The sequence below is a fragment of the Pseudomonas sp. HMSC063H08 genome (assembly GCF_001813645.1).
Classification (GTDB): domain Bacteria; phylum Pseudomonadota; class Gammaproteobacteria; order Pseudomonadales; family Pseudomonadaceae; genus Pseudomonas; species Pseudomonas aeruginosa.
Map to the genome: position 1 here is coordinate 56,132 of NZ_KV813493.1, position 18,549 is coordinate 74,680.

At 66.6% G+C, this 18,549-nt stretch carries 18 protein-coding genes; 13 read left to right on the forward strand and 5 right to left on the reverse strand.

Features of this window, described 5'->3' with window-relative positions; genetic code table 11:
• Positions 1–63 precede the first annotated feature (63 nt).
• Entirely contained in the window at positions 64–1,233 is a 1,170-nt protein-coding gene (locus HMPREF2924_RS20650) for a patatin-like phospholipase family protein (protein ID WP_003091575.1), read from the reverse strand.
• A gap of 67 nt (positions 1,234–1,300) precedes the next feature.
• Positions 1,301–2,239, reverse strand: coding sequence for a lipid A biosynthesis lauroyl acyltransferase (locus tag HMPREF2924_RS20655; protein WP_003091577.1), 939 nt, complete (start codon positions 2,237–2,239; stop codon positions 1,301–1,303).
• A gap of 159 nt (positions 2,240–2,398) precedes the next feature.
• On the opposite strand from HMPREF2924_RS20655, the gene minC reads away from it, so the two are divergent.
• From minC to HMPREF2924_RS20680, 5 genes are all read left to right on the forward strand, one after another.
• Entirely contained in the window at positions 2,399–3,190 is a 792-nt protein-coding gene (minC, locus tag HMPREF2924_RS20660) for a septum site-determining protein MinC (protein ID WP_003114802.1), read from the forward strand.
• A gap of 61 nt (positions 3,191–3,251) precedes the next feature.
• Positions 3,252–4,067, forward strand: coding sequence for a septum site-determining protein MinD (gene minD / locus HMPREF2924_RS20665; protein WP_003091579.1), 816 nt, complete (start codon positions 3,252–3,254; stop codon positions 4,065–4,067).
• Positions 4,064–4,318 (forward strand): cell division topological specificity factor MinE, encoded by a 255-nt coding sequence (gene minE, locus HMPREF2924_RS20670; RefSeq protein WP_003091581.1) that lies wholly within the window; start codon positions 4,064–4,066, stop codon positions 4,316–4,318. Before minD ends, minE begins: the two co-directional genes overlap by 4 nt.
• Positions 4,319–4,421: 103 nt before the next feature.
• Positions 4,422–5,057, forward strand: a complete 636-nt coding sequence (locus HMPREF2924_RS20675) for an RluA family pseudouridine synthase (protein ID WP_003091582.1) — start codon at positions 4,422–4,424, stop codon at positions 5,055–5,057.
• Between the two features lie 168 nt (positions 5,058–5,225).
• On the forward strand, positions 5,226–6,515 hold the full coding sequence (locus tag HMPREF2924_RS20680) for a M18 family aminopeptidase (RefSeq protein WP_003091583.1): 1,290 nt from the start codon (positions 5,226–5,228) through the stop codon (positions 6,513–6,515).
• Positions 6,516–6,557: 42 nt separating this feature from the next.
• Here the strand turns inward: HMPREF2924_RS20680 and HMPREF2924_RS20685 are convergent, their stop codons facing one another.
• Both HMPREF2924_RS20685 and HMPREF2924_RS20690 read right to left on the reverse strand, forming a co-directional pair.
• A complete protein-coding gene (locus HMPREF2924_RS20685) occupies positions 6,558–7,109 on the reverse strand; it encodes a GNAT family N-acetyltransferase (protein ID WP_003091584.1) in 552 nt (183 codons plus the stop codon).
• Positions 7,110–7,174: 65 nt separating this feature from the next.
• On the reverse strand, positions 7,175–7,891 hold the full coding sequence (locus HMPREF2924_RS20690) for a UTRA domain-containing protein (RefSeq protein ID WP_003091585.1): 717 nt from the start codon (positions 7,889–7,891) through the stop codon (positions 7,175–7,177).
• 363 nt (positions 7,892–8,254) lie between these two features.
• Between HMPREF2924_RS20690 and HMPREF2924_RS20695 the strand changes: the two genes are divergently transcribed.
• From HMPREF2924_RS20695 to HMPREF2924_RS20720, 6 genes are read left to right on the forward strand one after another with little or no spacing between them, the layout of a single operon-like run.
• A complete protein-coding gene (locus HMPREF2924_RS20695) occupies positions 8,255–9,313 on the forward strand; it encodes an ABC transporter substrate-binding protein (RefSeq protein ID WP_003091586.1) in 1,059 nt (352 codons plus the stop codon).
• A 54-nt stretch (positions 9,314–9,367) separates the two neighbouring features.
• Positions 9,368–10,177 (forward strand): alkaline phosphatase family protein, encoded by an 810-nt coding sequence (locus HMPREF2924_RS20700; protein WP_003109171.1) that lies wholly within the window; start codon positions 9,368–9,370, stop codon positions 10,175–10,177.
• Positions 10,174–11,013: an ABC transporter permease gene (locus tag HMPREF2924_RS20705; RefSeq protein WP_003091588.1), complete on the forward strand. Its 840-nt coding sequence runs from the start codon at positions 10,174–10,176 to the stop codon at positions 11,011–11,013. The genes HMPREF2924_RS20700 and HMPREF2924_RS20705 overlap by 4 nt, the downstream gene beginning before the upstream one ends.
• Positions 11,000–11,797: an ABC transporter permease gene (locus HMPREF2924_RS20710; protein WP_003091589.1), complete on the forward strand. Its 798-nt coding sequence runs from the start codon at positions 11,000–11,002 to the stop codon at positions 11,795–11,797. The genes HMPREF2924_RS20705 and HMPREF2924_RS20710 overlap by 14 nt, the downstream gene beginning before the upstream one ends.
• A 2-nt stretch (positions 11,798–11,799) precedes the next feature.
• Positions 11,800–12,795 (forward strand): ABC transporter ATP-binding protein, encoded by a 996-nt coding sequence (locus HMPREF2924_RS20715; protein ID WP_003091590.1) that lies wholly within the window; start codon positions 11,800–11,802, stop codon positions 12,793–12,795.
• Positions 12,795–13,445, forward strand: coding sequence for an HAD family hydrolase (locus HMPREF2924_RS20720; RefSeq protein WP_003091591.1), 651 nt, complete (start codon positions 12,795–12,797; stop codon positions 13,443–13,445). The genes HMPREF2924_RS20715 and HMPREF2924_RS20720 overlap by 1 nt, the downstream gene beginning before the upstream one ends.
• Before the next feature lie 66 nt (positions 13,446–13,511).
• Here the strand turns inward: HMPREF2924_RS20720 and HMPREF2924_RS20725 are convergent, their stop codons facing one another.
• Positions 13,512–14,474, reverse strand: a complete 963-nt coding sequence (locus HMPREF2924_RS20725) for an NAD(P)H-quinone oxidoreductase (protein ID WP_003091592.1) — start codon at positions 14,472–14,474, stop codon at positions 13,512–13,514.
• Between the two features lie 129 nt (positions 14,475–14,603).
• On the opposite strand from HMPREF2924_RS20725, the gene HMPREF2924_RS20730 reads away from it, so the two are divergent.
• Both HMPREF2924_RS20730 and HMPREF2924_RS20735 read left to right on the forward strand, forming a co-directional pair.
• Entirely contained in the window at positions 14,604–16,700 is a 2,097-nt protein-coding gene (locus tag HMPREF2924_RS20730) for a carboxy terminal-processing peptidase (RefSeq protein WP_003091593.1), read from the forward strand.
• A gap of 95 nt (positions 16,701–16,795) precedes the next feature.
• On the forward strand, positions 16,796–18,544 hold the full coding sequence (locus tag HMPREF2924_RS20735; protein WP_003109167.1) for a bifunctional diguanylate cyclase/phosphodiesterase: 1,749 nt from the start codon (positions 16,796–16,798) through the stop codon (positions 18,542–18,544).
• The last annotated feature ends 5 nt before the right edge of the window (positions 18,545–18,549 follow it).

Sequence of the window (18,549 nt, forward strand, 5' to 3'; positions counted from 1 at the left end):
GCCGTGCGCGAGCCGCCCTTCGGGGCGGTTTTTTCCTTCCGCCTGTCCCGTCCTGAATAAGGTTTACCGCTCGATCCGCAGGAAGCGCTCCAGTTCCGCCCGCTTGCCCATCGCATCGTGGTAGCCCAGTTCGATCAGTTCGCTGCAATAGCCGCGCTCGAACAACAGGTAGCTCAATACCCCCGCCCCGCTGGCGCGGGTCGCTCCGGGACCGCGCAGGAAAAGCCGCAGCACCCGCGACAGCTCCCGGTAGTGCCGCGCGGCGATCTCGTCCAGCGGCCGGCTCGGCGACACCAGCAATACCTCCACCGGCTCCAGCCCACCCGCCTGGCGGCGCACCTCCGGCGCCACCAACTGGCCGATCTGGTTCATCCGCTGCAACTGCTCGATGTCGCCTTCCAGGCTGTCGATGAAGGTGCTGTTCAACAGGTGGGCGCCGATCTGCGCCAGGCTCGGCGGTCGGTCGGACGGCGGCAGGCCGGTCATGGCACTGTCGCCACCGGTGGCCGGGTTGCCGCTGACGCCGATCACCAGCACCCGCGTGGCGCCCAGGTGCAACGCCGGGCTGATGGGCGCCTGGGAACGCACCGCGCCGTCGCCGAAGTACTCGCGGTTGATCCGCACCGGCGGGAACAGCAGCGGGATCGCCGCGCTGGCCAGCAGGTGCCGAAGCTCCAGGCGGGTGGGAATGCCCAGGCGCCGATGGCGTACCCAGGGATCGATGGTCGCGCGCCCCTGGTAGAAGGTCACCGCCTGCCCCGACTCGTAGCCGAACGCGGTCACCGCCACCGCGCGCAACTGGCGCTGGCGCACCGCCGCATGAATCCCGGAAAAATCCAGCTCACGTGCCAGCAGCTCATGCAACGGCCGGTTGTCCAGCAACGCCACCGGCACCCGCCGCCCCAGGCCGAGCAGGCTATGGCCGAGGAAGCGCGAGGCCTGGCGGGTCACGCCCGGCCAGTCGCTGCGATAGACATGTTCGGTGCGGAATCCCTGCCAGACCGCGGTCAGGCGCTGGATCGCCTGGCGGAATTGCAGGGCGCCGCAAGCCAGGCCAACGGCGTTGATGGCGCCGGCGGAGGTACCGACGATGACCGGGAAAGGATTGCCGGCGCTGTCCGGCAGCAGGTCGGCGATGGCGGCCAGGACGCCGACCTGGTAGGCCGCGCGGGCGCCGCCCCCGGAAAGGATCAGGCCGGTGAGCGGCGGACGTGGGGCAAGGGGATCGGACACAGCGGGGCTTCCGTCATGAACTGCGGCGAGTATAGCCAGACCCCGCGCGCGTCCGGAATGCCCGTCCTCAGCGCTTGCGCCGTTTCGGATAGAGCTTGGCTTCGCCTGGCGGGCGGGTCTTGAAACGCCGGTGCGCCCACAGGTACTGCTCGGGCTGCTGGCGCACGCAACGCTCGACCCACTGGTTGATCCGCAGGCAATCGGCTTCCTCGCTCTCGCCGGGGAAGTCCTCCAGCGGCGGGTGGATGGTCAGGCGGTAACCGCTGCCATCGGCCAGGCGGCTCTGGGTGAACGGCAACACCCGCGCCCGGCCCAGGCGGGCGAACTTGGTAGTGGCGGTGACGGTGGCCGCCGGGATGCCGAACAGCGGCACGAACAGGCTCTGCTTGGCGCCGTAGTCCTGGTCCGGTGCGTACCAGATGGCGCGGCCGCCACGCAGCACCTTGAGCATCGAGCGCACGTCCTCGCGCTCGATGGCGGTGGCATCGAGGTTGTGCCGCTCGCGGCCACGGCGCTGGATGTAGTCGAACACCGGGTTGTCGTGCTCACGGTACATGCCGTCGATGGTGTGCACCTGGCCGAGCAGCGCCGCGCCGATCTCCAGGGTGGTGAAATGCAGGGCCATGAGGATCACCCCCTCGCCCTTGGCCTGGGCCTCGCGCAGATGCTCCAGGCCTTCTATATGGGCAAGACGGGCCAGGCGCGCCTTCGGCCACCACCAGCTCATGGCCATCTCGAAGAAGGCGATGCCGCTGGAGGCGAAGTTCTCCTTCAGCAGACGCTCGCGTTCGGCGGGCGACTTTTCCGGAAAGCACAGTTCGAGGTTGCGCGCGGCAATCTCGCGGCGCGAGCCGACCAAGCGGTACATCAGCGCCCCCAGGCCACGGCCGAGCATCAGCAGGACGGGATAAGGCAACTGCACCACCAGCCAGAGCAGCCCCAGGCCGAACCAGAGCGGCCAGTAGCGGGGATGGAGGAAAGCGCTGGAGAAACGGGGGCGATCCATGGACGGTTCCGACGACGATCAAAGCCCGCCATTCTACCCTGCCCGCCGTCCCGGCGGGACGCCGCGTTGCCGATCGATGCCGCCCCGGCTATCTGCCACGCTTGCGGGCATCCGGCGTTCTCGTTATAAGTCCCTGCAATTCAACGACCGACAAGCCCCATGAGCCAAGCCGACCTCCTCGATCAAGACCCCGTATTCCAGCTCAAGGGCAGCATGCTCGCGGTGACCATCCTCGAACTGGCGCACAACGACCTGGCGAGGCTCGAACGGCAACTCGCCGACAAGGTGGCGCAAGCGCCCAACTTCTTCCGCGACACCCCCCTGGTCATGGCCCTCGACAAGCTGCCCGAAGGCGAAGGCCGCCTCGACCTGCCGGCGCTCCTCGAGGTCTGTCGCCGCCACGGCCTGCGCACCCTGGCGATCCGCGCCGGGCGCGAGGAGGACATCGCCGCCGCCCAGGCCCTGGACCTGCCGGTGCTGCCGCCCTCGGGCGCCCGCGAACGACCGCTGGACATCAAGGACAGCGCCCCGCGCAAGCCTGCCGAAGAGCCCAGCCCGAGCGCCGGTGAAGCCAGGCCCGAGCCGGCCAAGGCGGAGGAGAAGCCCGCCGAGCCCGTCAGCCGCCCGACCAAGGTGGTGAAGACCCCGGTGCGCGGCGGCATGCAGATCTACGCCGCCGGCGGCGACCTGATCGTGCTGGCCGCGGTCAGTCCCGGCGCGGAACTTCTCGCCGACGGAAACATCCATGTGTACGGCCCGATGCGCGGACGCGCACTGGCCGGCGTGAAAGGCGACGCCACGGCGCGAATCTTCTGCCAGCAGCTGGCCGCCGAACTGGTCTCCATCGCCGGTAACTACAAGGTCGCGGAGGACCTGCGACGCAGCCCGCAGTGGGGCAAGGCAGTGCACGTCAGCCTGTCGGGTGACGTGTTGAACATCACCCGCCTTTAACGGATACTGCCGCCACTTTCAGGGACCAGAATTCTTACGTTTTTCATTGGGGTGAATCACCTTGGCCAAAATTCTCGTAGTCACTTCCGGTAAGGGTGGCGTCGGTAAAACCACCACCAGCGCAGCTATCGGCACCGGCCTGGCCTTGCGCGGTTTCAAGACCGTCATCGTCGACTTCGACGTCGGCCTGCGTAACCTCGACCTGATCATGGGCTGCGAACGCCGCGTGGTGTACGACTTCGTCAACGTCGTCAACGGCGAGGCCACCCTCACCCAGGCCCTGATCAAGGACAAGCGCCTCGAGAACCTGCATGTCCTGGCCGCCAGCCAGACCCGCGACAAGGACGCCCTGACCAAGGAGGGCGTCGAGAAAGTCATGGCCGAGCTGCGCAAGGACTTCGAATACATCATCTGCGACTCCCCGGCGGGCATCGAGAAAGGCGCCCACCTGGCCATGTACTTCGCCGACGAAGCGATCGTCGTGACCAACCCCGAGGTTTCCTCGGTACGCGACTCCGACCGCATGCTCGGCCTGCTGGCAAGCAAGTCGCAGCGCGCCGAGAAAGGCGAGGAGCCGATCAAGGAACACCTGCTGCTGACCCGCTACAACCCGGAGCGCGTCACCAAGGGCGAGATGCTCGGCGTCGACGACGTCGAGGAGATCCTCGCCATCCGCCTGCTCGGGGTGATCCCGGAATCCCAGGCCGTGCTCAAGGCGTCGAACCAGGGCGTGCCGGTGATCCTCGACGAGCAGAGCGACGCCGGCCAGGCGTACAGCGATGCGGTCGACCGCCTGCTCGGCAAGGAAATACCGCATCGATTCCTCGATGTGCAGAAGAAAGGATTCCTGCAAAGACTGTTCGGAGGACGTGAATGAGCCTTTTAGACTTCTTTCGCAGTCGGAAATCGCAGAACAGCGCTTCCATCGCGAAAGAACGACTGCAGATCATCGTTGCCCACGAACGTGGCCAGCGCGCACAGCCGGATTATCTGCCCCAGTTGCAGAAAGACCTGCTGGAAGTGATCCGCAAGTACGTACCGATCGACCAGGAGCAGATCCAGGTGGAACTGGAGAACCAGGGCAACTGCTCGATCCTGGAACTCAACATCACCCTGCCGGATCGTTGATTCGCCCAGGGTCCATACTGCGGCGGCCATTGGCCGCCGCAGTCGTTTCACCGAGCCTGCCCGCCAGGCTCCCTGCCGCCTCCCGGCGATGAGCCCGTTCGCTATGCCGCTGTCCCAGATTCGAATCGTTCACCAGGATGACGCCCTGCTGGTGGTCGACAAGCCCACCCTGCTGCTGTCGGTGCCCGGCCGCGCCGATGACAACAAGGACTGCCTGGTCACCCGCCTGCAGGAAAACGGCTATCCCGAGGCCCGCATCGTCCACCGCCTGGACTGGGAAACCTCCGGCCTGATGGTGCTCGCCCGCGACGCCGACAGCCACCGCGAGCTGTCCCGCCAGTTCCACGACCGCGAGACCGAGAAAGCCTATACCGCCCTTTGCTGGGGCCTGCCGGAACTGGACAGCGGGCGCATCGAACTGCCGCTGCGCTACGACCCGCCGACCAAGCCGCGTCACGTGGTGGACTTCGAGCACGGCCGCCACGCCCTGACCTTCTGGCGTGTGGTCGAGCGTCATGAACGCTGGAGCAGGGTCGAGCTGACGCCGATCACCGGCCGTTCGCACCAGTTGCGCGTGCACATGCTCTCCATCGGCCATCCGCTGCTCGGCGACCGCCTCTACGCCAACCCCGAAGCCCTCGCCGCCCACGAACGCCTGTGCCTGCACGCCAGCCTGCTGTGCCTGACCCATCCGCAGAGCGGCGAACGCCTGCGCTTCGAGTCGCCGGCGCCGTTCTGAGCCTTCCCCGCCGCGTCCCGGCCCGCCGGGACGCCGCCCGCCGATTTCCGGTACCCCGTCTTGCCATACAACGACCAGCTTCCGCTTTTTCTGGCCGGCCCCGCCGCCAACGACCTGAACCCCGTCGGACAATACGATAGACTGCATGGATTGCCGTCCGGAGCCACTATGCGCGCAGAACTCAACCAGGGCCTGATCGATTTCCTCAAGGCCTCGCCCACGCCTTTCCATGCCACCGCCAGCCTCGCCCGCCGCCTGGAAGCCGCCGGCTACCGCCGCCTCGACGAGCGCGACGCCTGGCACACCGAAGCCGGCGGCCGCTACTACGTGACCCGTAACGACTCGTCGCTGATCGCCATCCGCCTGGGCCGTCGCTCGCCCCTGGAAAGCGGCTTCCGCCTGGTCGGCGCGCACACCGACAGCCCCTGCCTGCGGGTCAAGCCGAACCCGGAGATCGCTCGCAACGGCTTCCTCCAGCTCGGCGTCGAAGTCTATGGCGGCGCCCTCTTCGCCCCCTGGTTCGACCGCGACCTGTCGCTGGCCGGACGCGTCACCTTCCGCGCCAATGGCAAGCTGGAAAGCCGCCTGGTCGACTTCCGCAAGGCCATCGCGGTCATCCCCAACCTGGCCATCCATCTCAACCGCGCCGCCAACGAGGGTTGGCCGATCAACGCGCAGAACGAACTGCCGCCGATCATCGCCCAGCTGGCGCCGGGCGAGGCCGCCGACTTCCGCCTGCTGCTCGACGAACAGCTGCTGCGCGAGCACGGCATCACCGCCGACGTGGTACTGGACTACGAGCTGTCGTTCTACGACACCCAGTCCGCCGCGGTGGTAGGCCTCAACGACGAGTTCATCGCCGGGGCGCGCCTGGACAACCTGCTGTCCTGCCACGCCGGCCTGGAAGCTCTGCTCAACGCCGAAGGCGACGAGAACTGCATCCTGGTCTGCACCGACCACGAGGAAGTCGGTTCCTGTTCGCATTGCGGCGCCGACGGCCCGTTCCTCGAACAGGTACTGCGCCGCCTGCTGCCGGAAGGCGACGCCTTCAGCCGGGCGATCCAGCGCTCGCTGCTGGTCTCGGCCGACAACGCCCATGGCGTACACCCGAACTACGCCGACAAGCACGACGCCAACCATGGCCCGGCGCTGAACGGCGGTCCGGTGATCAAGATCAACAGCAACCAGCGCTATGCCACCAACAGCGAAACCGCCGGCTTCTTCCGCCACCTCTGCCAGGACAGCGAAGTGCCGGTGCAGAGCTTCGTGACCCGCAGCGACATGGGATGCGGCTCGACCATCGGCCCGATCACCGCCAGCCAGGTCGGCGTGCGCACCGTCGACATAGGCCTGCCGACCTTCGCCATGCACTCGATTCGCGAGCTGGCCGGCAGCCATGACCTGGCGCACCTGGTCAAGGTGCTCGGCGCCTTCTACGCCAGCAGCGAGCTGCCCTGAGCGCCAGCCGCGCTCACGCCCCGGGCATTCGCCCGGGGCCACTCAGGCGTGCGCAGCGTGCCATTCGCTGCGCAACAGCGTGTAGATCGCATGGTCGTGGGCACGCCCGGCGATGATCTCGTTGGCCCGGATCACTCCGTCGCGCCGGAAGCCCTGGCGCTCAGCGGCGCGCTGGCTGCGCAGGTTCTCGGTGGAACAGCGGATCACCAGGCGCTGCCGGTCGTAGCCAAGGAAACCCAGCTCGATCGTCTTCCCCAGCGCCCTGGCGAGCAGCCCGCGCCCTTGCGCGGACGCCGCCAGCCAGTAGCCGATGCTGGCGCTGCGGCTGTCCTCGGTGAAATCGTGCAGGTCGATGACGCCGACCAGGCATCCGGATTCGACGATCCCGCAGCGGCAGCTCCTGCGCTCCGCCCACAACCGCTGGCCTTCGCCAATGAAACGGCGGGTATCGTCCGCGCTCTGCGTCAGCGGCACCCACGGCATCCAGGGCGCCAGGTGCTCGCTGTTGGCACGCACCAGGCGGAACAGTTCCTCCGCGCGCGGCTGGTCGAGCAGCTCCAGGTGCAGGTCGGACGAAATCGGCAGTATGAACATGCGAGGGCTCCTTTTCCCGGAGCCTCATCCTCGCAGAAGGTGCCGCAGGTCGTCGACGCGTGGCGTTACTGCGGCACCTCGACGCTAATATGGATGGCGTCGTGGCGCCAGAACTCCAGGTCGCAGTCGATCAGCCGACCACGCTGGTCGCGGTTGATCCGGCTGATGCGCAGGGCCGGGCTGCCCACCGCCACCTTCAGCGGCGCCGCAGCCTCGGCATGCAGTGCGGTGGGCACCATGTCGAAACGCACCCGCCCATAGTGGATGCCGTACTCGCTGGCATAGAGTTCGGTCAGCGAGCGGGTCAGGTCGTGGCCGAGGATTCCGGGGAAGTACTGCGCGTTCAGGTAGTGCTCGACATACAGCACCAGCCGCCCGTCCACCCGCCGCGCCCGGCGGATCTGGTAGACGCTGGACAGCGCCGGCAGCTCCAGCAGCTCGCAGACCGCCGCGCTCGCAGGCATCTGCCGGGCCGACAGAACCTCGGTCGCCGGCACCCGGCCCTGTTCGCTGACCATCGCATGGAAGTGGCTGCGGACCAGCGGGTTGTAGGCCAGCCGCTCGGGGGAGACGAACCAGCCGCGGCGCTCCTCGCGGTAGATCAGGCCCTGCGACTCCAGCTGGATCAGCGCCTCGCGCAGGGTGATCCGGGTCGTCGCGAACAGCTCGCTGAGCTTGCGCTCGGCCGGCAGCTTGCCACCCGCCGGCAGCAGACCATGGCCGATCTGCTCGCTGAGCGCCCGGCAGATCGCCGTTACGGTGGGTAGCGCTTCGTCACGCATCGACTGCTTCCTTATTGGTCTAGTCCAGCCCCAGCCAGGGGCACTTCCACCGGCCCGCCCTGCGCCTCCGGCTCGTCCGATGCTAGGAAACCCAGATGACCGGGACGTGACAGGCACAAGACAGCGGTCTTCCCGGAGGCGCCCGACGCCCATGGAATCGAGGGCTTAAGCATGGTCTACGCTTCTGCGGATGCAAGCCGCGGCGATACCAGGCGCGGCTAGCTGACATGAAACCGTCATCCAGCGGCTCTAGATTGGCCTGGGTCTTGCTGATCTAGACCACACCCGCGGCAGTCCCGCCCGAAGGAGCGTCGAGAACTCCCGAGGCTGCCCGACCGAACCTCTCGAACGAAGGAGCACCGAATGAAACGCATGCTTGCTTCATTGCTGGGAACCGCCATCGCCCTCGGCAGCGGCCTGGCGTTGGCCGCCGAAGCGGACCTGCAGGCGCTGGAACAGGCCGCGCGCAAGGAAGGCCAGGTCAACAGCGTCGGCATGCCCGACAGCTGGGCGAACTGGAAGGACACCTGGAAGGACCTTGAGAGCAAGTATGGGCTCAAGCACATGGATACCGACATGAGTTCGGCCCAGGAGCTGGCCAAGTTCAAGGCCGAGAAGGACAACGCCAGCGCCGACATCGGCGACGTCGGCGCCGCCTTCGGCCCCATCGCCGTGCAGCAGGGCGTCAGCCAGCCGTACAAGCCGAGCACCTGGGAACAGATCCCGGCCTGGGCCAAGGACCAGGACGGCCATTGGGCGCTCGCCTACACCGGGACCATCGCCTTCATCGTCAACAAACAACTGGTGAAGGACGTACCGCACAGCTGGGCCGACCTGCTGCAGGGCAAGTACAAGGTCACCATCGGCGACGTCAGCGCTGCCGCCCAGGCGGTCAATGGGGTGCTCGCCGCGGCCATCGCCAACGGCGGCGACGAGAAGAACATCAAGCCGGGCCTGGAGTTCTTCGGCAAGATCGCCAAGCAGGGCCGCCTGTCGCTGACCAACCCGGTGATCGCCACCCTGGAAAAGGGCGAGGTCGAAGTCGGCATCGTCTGGGATTTCAACGGCCTCAGCTACCGCCAGCAGATCGACCCGGAGCGCTTCGAGGTGCTGATCCCCTCGGACGGCTCGGTGATCTCCGGCTACACCACCATCATCAACAAGTACGCCAAGCACCCGAACGCCGCCAAGCTCGCCCGCGAGTACATCTTCAGCGACGCCGGACAGATCAACCTGGCCAAGGGCAACGCGCGACCGATCCGCGCCGAGAGCCTGACCCTGCCGGACGACGTGAAGGCCCAACTGCTGCCCAACGAGCAGTACGCCAAGGCCCAGCCGATCAAGGACGCCAAGGCCTGGGAGGAAACCTCCAAGCGCCTGCCGCGGCAGTGGCAGGAAGCGGTGATCATCAACATGCAGTGACGCGGAGCTCGGCCGCCCTCGCCGGCGGCCGCCCCGCATCGACGGATACCCCGAATGCGCCACGACGTCATCCTCGTCCTGCTGGACGGCCTCAACCACAGCGTCGCCCGCGACTGCATGGGGCATCTCCAGGCCCTCTGCGGCGCCGGCCGCGGCCAGTCGTACCGCCTGGAATGCGAGTTGCCTTCGCTGTCCCGACCGCTCTACGAATGCATCCTCACCGGAGTGCCGCCGATCGATAGCGGCATCCTGCACAACGACGTGGTCCGCCTGAGCCAGGAACAGAGCCTGTTCCACTATGCCCGCGCGGCCGGCCTGAGTACCGCGGCAGCGGCCTACCACTGGGTCAGCGAACTGTACAACCGCGCGCCGTTCGACCCGGCCCGCGACCGCCACACCGACGACAGCGCACTGCCGATCCAGCGCGGACACTTCTACTGGAACGACCACTATCCGGACTCGCACCTGTTCGCCGATGCGGAAAGCCTGCGCCGCCGGCACGCACCGAACTTCATGCTGGTCCACTCGATGAACATCGACGACGCCGGGCACAGGCACGGCCTCGCCAGCCCCGCCTACCGCAACGCCGCGCGGCGCGCCGACGCGCTGCTGTCGGAATACCTGCACCAGTGGCTGGCGGCCGGCTACCAGGTGGCGATCACCGCCGATCACGGAATGAACGAGGACCGCAGCCACGGCGGCATCCTCGAGGAGGAGCGCGAGGTGCCGCTGTTCGTCTTCGGCGACGCCTTCAGCCGCGACGACCTGGCGCAACCGCTGCAGACCGACCTCTGCGGCACGCTCTGCGAAATCCTCGGCGCCGCCCACGACAAACCCGTCTGCCGGGAGCTGCTCGCCCCATGAAACGACTCTCCGGCAAATGGCTGGCGCTGCTGTTCCTGCTGCCCTTCGCGGCGTTCTTCGTGATTTTCCAGATAGCGCCGCTGGCCTGGGTCGCGCTGAACAGCCTGAAGGCCAGCGATGCCTGGAGCCTGGCCAACTACCTCGAGCTGTTCGGCTCGCCCTTCTACCGCCAGGCGATCCGCCATAGCCTGGAGATCGCCGGCTGGTCGAGCCTGCTCGGCCTGCTCATCGCGGTGCTCGGCAGCCATTCGCTGCGCCACGTCGATAGCCGCCTGCGCGACTTCGTCATGGCCTTCTCCAACATGACCAGCAACTTCGCCGGGGTACCGCTGGCGTTCGCCTTCATCATCCTGCTCGGCTTCAACGGCGCGCTGACCCTGTTGCTCAAGCAGGCCGGCTGGATCGACGACTTCAATCTCTACTCGAAGACCGGCCTGATAATCCTCTACACCTATTTTCAGATCCCCCTCGGGGTGATGCTGCTCTACCCGGCCTTCGACGCCCTGCGCGAGGACTGGCGCGAGTCCGCCGCGCTGCTCGGCGCCAACGGCTGGCAGTACTGGCGACACATCGGCATCCCGGTGCTGACCCCGGCACTGCTGGGCACCTTCGTCATCCTCCTGGCCAATGCCCTCGGCGCCTACGCCACGGTGTACTCGCTGACCACCGGCAACTTCAACGTGATCCCGATCCGCATCGGCGCGCTGGTCGCCGGCGACGTGTTCCCCGACCCGAACATGGCCAGCGCGCTGGCCATGGTGCTGGTCGGCCTGATGACCCTGATCACCCTGGTCCACCAATGGCTGCTGCGCAGGAGCTACCATGTCGCGCGCTGATCGACGTCCTGCCGCGCTCTACCATCGCCTGGTGGTCTGCGCGCTGTTCCTGATCCTGGTCCTGCCGCTGGCGGCGACCCTGCTCTACTCGCTGGCCACCCAGTGGTCGGCGACCCTGCTGCCGGACGGCCTGACCCTGAAGTGGTACCTGACGCTGTGGAGCGACCAGCGCTTCCTGCTGGCCTTCGCCCGCTCGCTGCTGGTCTGCTTCGGCGCCCTGGCGTTCAGCGTGTTGCTGATCCTGCCGCTGATGTTCGTCATCCACTACCACTTCCCGCGCCTGGACGGCGTGATGAACGTGCTCATCCTGCTGCCCTTCGCGGTGCCGCCGATCGTCTCCTCGGTGGGCCTGCTGCAACTCTATGCCAGCGGGCCGCTGGAAATGATCGGCACGCCCTGGGTGCTGGTCGGCTGCTACTTCACCATCGCCCTGCCGTTCATGTACCGGGCGATCACCAACAACCTGCAGGCGATCAACCTGCGCGACCTGATGGACGCCGCCCACCTGCTCGGCGCCAGCACCTGGAAGGCGGCGCTGCTGGTCGTGCTGCCGAACCTGCGCAAGGGCGTGATGGTGGCCCTGCTGCTGTCGTTCTCCTTCCTCATCGGCGAATTCGTCTTCGCCAACCTGCTGGTCGGTACCCGCTACGAGACCCTGCAGGTGTTCCTCAACAACATGCGCAACAGCAGCGGCCACTACACCAGCGCAGTGGTGGTCTCCTACTTCGTGTTCGTCCTGGTCCTGACCTGGGCGGCCAACCGACTGAACAAGGACAAGGCCTGATCATGTCGTTCGTCAGCGTCGAACAGCTCGACAAGAGCTACGGTGCCACCAGCATCTTCCGCGATATCGACTTCGCTGCCGCCCGCGGCGAGTTCGTCACCCTGCTCGGCCCCAGCGGCTGCGGCAAGTCCACCCTGCTGCGTTGCATCGCCGGGCTGACCGAGGTCGACAGCGGGCGCATCCTCATCGACGGCGAGGATGTGGTGCCTTTGCCGCCGCAGAAGCGCGGGATCGCCATGGTGTTCCAGAGCTACGCGCTGTTCCCCAACATGACCGTGCAACAGAACGTCGCCTTCGGCCTGCGCATGCAGAAGGTGCCGGCGGCGGAACTGAAGCAGCGGGTCGCCGAAGCCATCGAACTGGTGGAACTGGGCGAGTACGCCGCACGCTACCCGCACCAGCTCTCCGGCGGCCAGTGCCAGCGCGTGGCGCTGGCCCGCTCGCTGGTGACGCGCCCGCGCCTGCTGCTGCTCGACGAGCCGCTGTCGGCCCTCGACGCGCGCATCCGCAAGCACCTGCGCGAACAGATCCGCCGCATCCAGCAGGAGCTGGGGCTGACCACGGTGTTCGTCACCCATGATCAGGAAGAAGCGCTGACCCTGTCCGACCGCATCGTCCTGATGAACGCCGGACGCATCGTCCAGAGCGGCGACGCGGAGACCCTCTACACCGCGCCGGAAAACGCCTTCGCCGCCGGCTTCATCGGCAACTACAACCTGCTCGACGCCGAACAGGCCAGCCGCCTGCTCGGCCAGCCCTGCGCGCACCAGGTGGCGATCCGCCCGGAATCCCTGCGCCTGGGCAACGAACCGAGCGAAGGCGTGCCGGCGCTGGTACGCTCGCACAGTCTGCTCGGCAACGTGATCCGTTACCGCGTCGAGGCCGCCGGGGTGGAACTCACCGTCGACGTCCTCAACCGCAGCGCAGACCGCCTGTATCCGGCCGGCAGTCAGCTGACGCTGGTCATCGATCGCAACAGTATTCGAGAGGTAGCTTGATGAGCCTGGTGATCTTCGACCTGGACGAGACCATGATCCACGGCGACTGCTCCAGCCTGTGGAGCCAGCGCATGGCGAGTCTCGGCTGGGTCGACGAATCCTTCGTCCGCCGCGACGCCGAACTGATGGAGCAGTACGCCGAAGGCAAGCTGTCCATGGACCTGTACATGGACTACACCCTGCAACCGCTGATCGGTCGCAGCGTCGAGGAAGTCGAGCGGGAAGTGGAGGCCTACGTCGAGGAGGTCATCGAGCCGCTGATCTACAGCGACGCCTGCGCTTGCCTGGCGCGCCACCGCAGCGCCAACGACCGGGTGCTGATCGTCTCCGCATCCGGGGTGCACCTGGTCAAGCCGATCGCGGCGCGGATCGGCGTCGACGAAGTCCTCGCCATCGATCTCGAAGTGCTCGACGGACACTACACCGGCCGCACCCTCGGCACCCTCACCTATCGCGAAGGCAAGGTATTGCGTCTGCTCGACCTGCTGGAAGGAGACGATCGCCAACTGGCCGACGCCTGGTTCTATTCGGACTCGCGCAACGACCTGCCGCTGCTGAAGCTGGTCGGCCATCCGAACACGGTCAATCCGGACCCGACCCTGCTCGCCTACGCCAAGGAAATGGGCTGGCCGGTCAACGCCTGGCGCTGACAGGCTCGCCGCGAAAGCGCGAGCGGATCGCGCTTTCCATCGCCTCGACGGTGCCGAAGCGGCTCCTCAGGCCAGCGATGGGTCCACCACCAGCACGACCTTGCCCTGCACCTGGTTGCTCGCCAGCGCCTCGAACGCCGCCTCGGCGTCGCCGATCGGGAAGGTTCGCTCCAGCTGCGCACGGAGTTTCCCGGCGGAGAACAATGGCCAGACCTTCAACCCCAGCTCGGCAATCAGTTGCGCCTTGAACTCGGTATCGCGGGTACGCAGGGTCGAGCCGGTCAACTGGATACGCTTGCCTAGCAGTTGTGCCAGGTCCAGTTGCGCCTCGCGGCCGCCCATCAGGCCGATGATCACCCAGCGCCCGTCGCTCCGCAGCAGCTCCAGGTTCAACCCGGCATAGCGGGCACCGACCGGGTCGAGGATCACGTCGAACGGGGCGAAATCGCGCAGCGATTCCAGGCTCTGCTTGCGCAGCGCGCCACCGGCGGCGCCCAGGGATTCGCAGTAGGCCAGGCGTTCGGCAGAACCGACGCTGACCCAGCAGGGGTTGCCGAACGCCTTGCACAGTTGGATGCCGGCCGAACCGACGCCGCTGGCGCCGGCGTGCAGCAGCACTTTCTCGCCGGGCTGCAACGCCGCCAGTTGGAACAGGTTCAGCCAGGCCGTGGCGTAGACCTCCGGAATCCCCGCCGCCTCCGCCAGGCTCAGCCCTGCCGGGACCGGCAGTACGTGGCGCGCGTCCACCACCACTTCCTCGGCCATGCCGCCGCCGGCGAGCAGCGCGCAGACCCGGTCGCCGACCTGCCAGGTGCTGCCCGCGCCCACCTCGCTGACCACACCCGCACACTCGAGCCCCAGCGCCGGGCTGGCGCCGGGAGGCGGCGGGTAGAGCCCGGCCTTCTGCAACAGGTCGGCGCGGTTGAGTCCGGCGGCCGCCACGCGGATGCGGATTTCGCCCTGACCGCAGGACGGGGCGGCGATTTCCGACCACTCGACACGACCTTCGATACCTTGCAATGCGTTCACGCTGCCTCCATAGTGGGGTTGTCACGGCCCGATCACCCAGAGTCGGGCTTTTTGCATTGCGCCAAGGGAACCCGGCGCCGGCTAATAAGGCCTAATATGCGTCATTACTCCGCGATCAGTCGAATCAGCATGAAGCGTTTTCTGCCCCGTACCGCCCTGTTGCTCCTCCTCGGCGCCAGTTCGCTGCCGCTGTTCGCCTCGACCGCCGTCTCCGTCGGCAGCGCCCAGAATTCCTGGGACAGCCTGCAGCCGGACCGCGAGCAGGTCATCGCCAGCCTCAACGTGGTGGAGCTGCTCAAGCGGCACCACTACAACAAGCCGCCGCTGAACGATGAACGCTCGGCCAAGATCTACGACAGCTACCTGAAGATGCTCGATCCGGCGCGGATGTACTTCACCGCCGGCGACATCGCCGAGTTCGATCGCTGGCGCAACAGGTTCGACGACTTCCTCAAGAGCGGCGATCTCGATCCCGGCTTCGTCATCTACAAGCGCCACCTCGACCGCCTGAAAGGCCGTCTCGACTACGCCCTGGCGATGCTCGACAAAGGCGTCGACAAGATCGACTTCAGCGTCGACGAGAGCCTGCTGATCGACCGCGAAAAAGCCCCCTGGGCGAAGGACACCGCAGAGCTCGACGACCTCTGGCGCAAGAAGGTGAAGGACGAGGTCCTGCGCCTGAAGATCACCGGCAAGGACGACAAGGCGATCCAGGAACAGCTCACCAAGCGCTACAAGAACCAGCTGTCGCGCCTGAAGCAGACCCGCAGCGAAGACATCTTCCAGGCCTACATCAACGCCTTCGCCCAGTCCTACGATCCGCACACCCAGTACCTGTCGCCGGACAACGCGGAAAACTTCGACATCAACATGAGCCTCTCGCTGGAAGGCATCGGCGCGGTGCTGCAGAGCGACAACGACTACGTCAAGGTCGTACGCCTGGTGCCAGCCGGCCCGGCGGCGAAGAGCAAGCAGATCGCCACCTCCGACAAGATCATCGGCGTCGCCCAGGGCAAGGGCGAAATGGTCGACGTGGTCGGCTGGCGCCTGGATGAAGTGGTCAAGCTGATCCGTGGGCCGAAAGGCTCCCAGGTACGCCTGGAAGTGATTCCGGCGAGCAACGCGCCGAACGACCAGACCAGCAAGATCGTCGCCATCACCCGCGAGGCGGTGAAGCTGGAGGACCAGGCGGCGAAGAAATCCATCATCAAGGTCGACCACGAAGGCCGCAGCTACAAGCTCGGCGTGATCGACCTGCCGGCCTTCTACCTGGACTTCAAGGCCTACCGCGCCGGCGACCCGAACTACAAGAGCACCACCCGCGACGTGAAGAAGCTGGTCGCCGAATTGCAGAAGGACAAGGTCGACGGCATCGTCCTCGACCTGCGCAACAACGGCGGCGGCTCCCTGCAGGAAGCCACCGAGCTGACCGGCCTGTTCATCGACCAGGGCCCGACCGTGCTGGTGCGCAACAGCGACGGCCGCGTCGACGTGCTCAACGACGACGAAGGCAAGGCCTTCTATACCGGCCCGCTGGCGGTGCTGGTCAACCGTCTCTCGGCCTCCGCCTCGGAGATCTTCGCCGGCGCCATGCAGGACTACCACCGCGCGCTGATCCTCGGTGGACAGACCTTCGGCAAGGGCACCGTGCAGACCATCCAGCCGCTCAACCACGGCGAACTGAAGCTGACCCTGGCGAAGTTCTACCGTGTCTCCGGGCAGAGCACCCAGCACCAGGGCGTGATCCCGGACATCAGCTACCCGTCCATCGTCGACGACAAGGAAATCGGCGAAAGCGCCCTGCCCGACTCGATGCCCTGGGACACCATCCGCCCGGTGGTGAAGGACGAGGCCAACCCGTTCAAGCCGTTCCTCGCGCAACTCAAGGCCCAGCACGACGCGCGCACCGAGAACAACGCCGACTTCGTCTACGCCCGCGAGCGCCTGGCGCTGGCACAGGAGCTGATGAAGGAGAAGACCGTCAGCCTGAACGAGGCCAAGCGCCGCGCCCAGCAGACCAGCATCGAGAACCGCCAGTTGGCCATGGAGAACGCCCTGCGCAAGTCCAAGGGCCAGGAGCCGCTGAAGGAACTCAAGCGCGAGGACGAGAACGCCCTGCCGGAAGAGGACGACAAGACCAAGCCGCAGGACGACGCCTACCTCACCGAGTCCGGGCACATCCTGCTGGACTACCTGAACCTCAACTCGGCGGTGGCCAAGCACTGAGTTCAGCGGGAGCGTCATAAAACAGTCATGGGACTGTCGTGAAATACGGGGCCGGTTGCACAACCGGCCCTTTTTCATTGCGACGAGAGCGTTCCATGACCGTCACCGAGCAGTTGAGCGCCCTGGACAGCATCCTGGCCCACGGCGACCTGCACTGCCTGTTCCAGCCCATCCTCTCGCTTTCCGAACGGCGTCTGGTCGGCTACGAAGCGCTAACCCGCGGTCCGTCCAACAGCCCGCTGCACTCGCCCCTGGCGTTGTTCGCCGTGGCCCGCCAATGCGGACGGCTGAGCGAACTGGAACTGCTCTGCCGACAACGCGCCTTCAGCCGCTTCCGCGACATCCAGGGCGACGCCATGCTGTTCCTCAACGTCTCTCCGGAGTCCCTCCTCGAAGCCGGCCATCCGCCCGGCCGCACCCTGCAATTGCTGCAACAGCTGGGGATCTCGCCGAACCGGGTGGTGATCGAACTGACCGAACAGACCCCCATCGACGACTTCGACCTGCTCGACACCGCGCTGCACCACTATCGCGCCATGGGCTTCTCCATCGCCCTCGACGACCTCGGCGCTGGCTACTCCAGCCTGCGCCTGTGGTCGGAACTGCGTCCGGACTACGTGAAGATCGACCGCCACTTCGTCGACGGCATCCACCTGGACACCGTGAAACGCGAGTTCGTCGGCTCCATCCTGAAGATGGCCCGAGCCTCTCGCGCCCAGGTCATCGCCGAAGGCATCGAACTGCCCGAGGAACTGGCGGTGCTTAGCGAGATGGGGGTCGACCTGGTGCAAGGCTATCTGTTCGGCCGCCCGCAGGAACACCCGGCGAGCGACGTACAACAGATGCTGCCCAGCGCTGGCGCCCCCAGCCAGTCTTCCAGCGACGAGCACGGCGACCTGCGTGCGCTGCTGCTGGAACAGCGCGCGGTCGACGTTCGCACCTCGACCCAGGAAGTGGTGGAAATCTTCCGCCGCCAGGCCAACCTGAACTCCCTGGCGATCCTCGACGAAGAGGGGCGTCCCATCGGCATCGTCCATCGCCACGCGCTCACCGACGCCTTGCTCCGGCCCTTCGCCTGCGACCTGTTCCTGCGCAAGCCGATCAGCCGCCTGATGAGCGACGATTTTCTCGCCGTGGAACTCGGCCAGACCCTGCAGCAGGTCAGCCGCCTGCTGACCAGCCGCGCACGCCAGCGTATCGAGGAAGATTTCATCGTCACCCGCGGCGGGCACTATGCGGGCATGGGCCGGGTGATCGACGTGCTCAGGCTGATCACCGAGGAAAAGCTCCAGCAGGCGCGGCACGCCAATCCGCTCACCTTGCTTCCCGGCAACGTGCCGATCCAGCAATGCCTCGAACGCCTGCTGCAACAAAGGCGCGAGGCGGTGATCTGCTACATCGACATCGACAGCTTCAAACCCTTCAACGATCTCTACGGCTACGCCCGCGGCGACGAGGTCCTGCTGTGCCTGGCACAGTGCCTGAGCGAACGGATCGACCCGGGCAGCGACTTCGTCGGCCACATCGGCGGCGACGACTTCATGCTGGTGCTCGGCCCCGAGGACTGGCGCACACGGATCGACCGGTTGCTGGAAACCTTCCAGAGCCAATGCCGGCGCTTCTACAGCCGCGAGCACCTGGAAGCCGGCTGTTTCGTTGCGCACAACCGCCATGGCCAGCGCGAGGAGTACCCGCTGCTGTCATTGTCCGTCGGCGTGGTGCATCTACCGGCCGAAGCCTGCCAGGGAATGGATGCCGCGCACCTGGCGACGCTGGCCTCCGAGGCCAAGCGCCAGGCCAAGGCGGTGCCAGGCTACAGCCTGCACCTGATCGAGGCCGCCTGAATCGT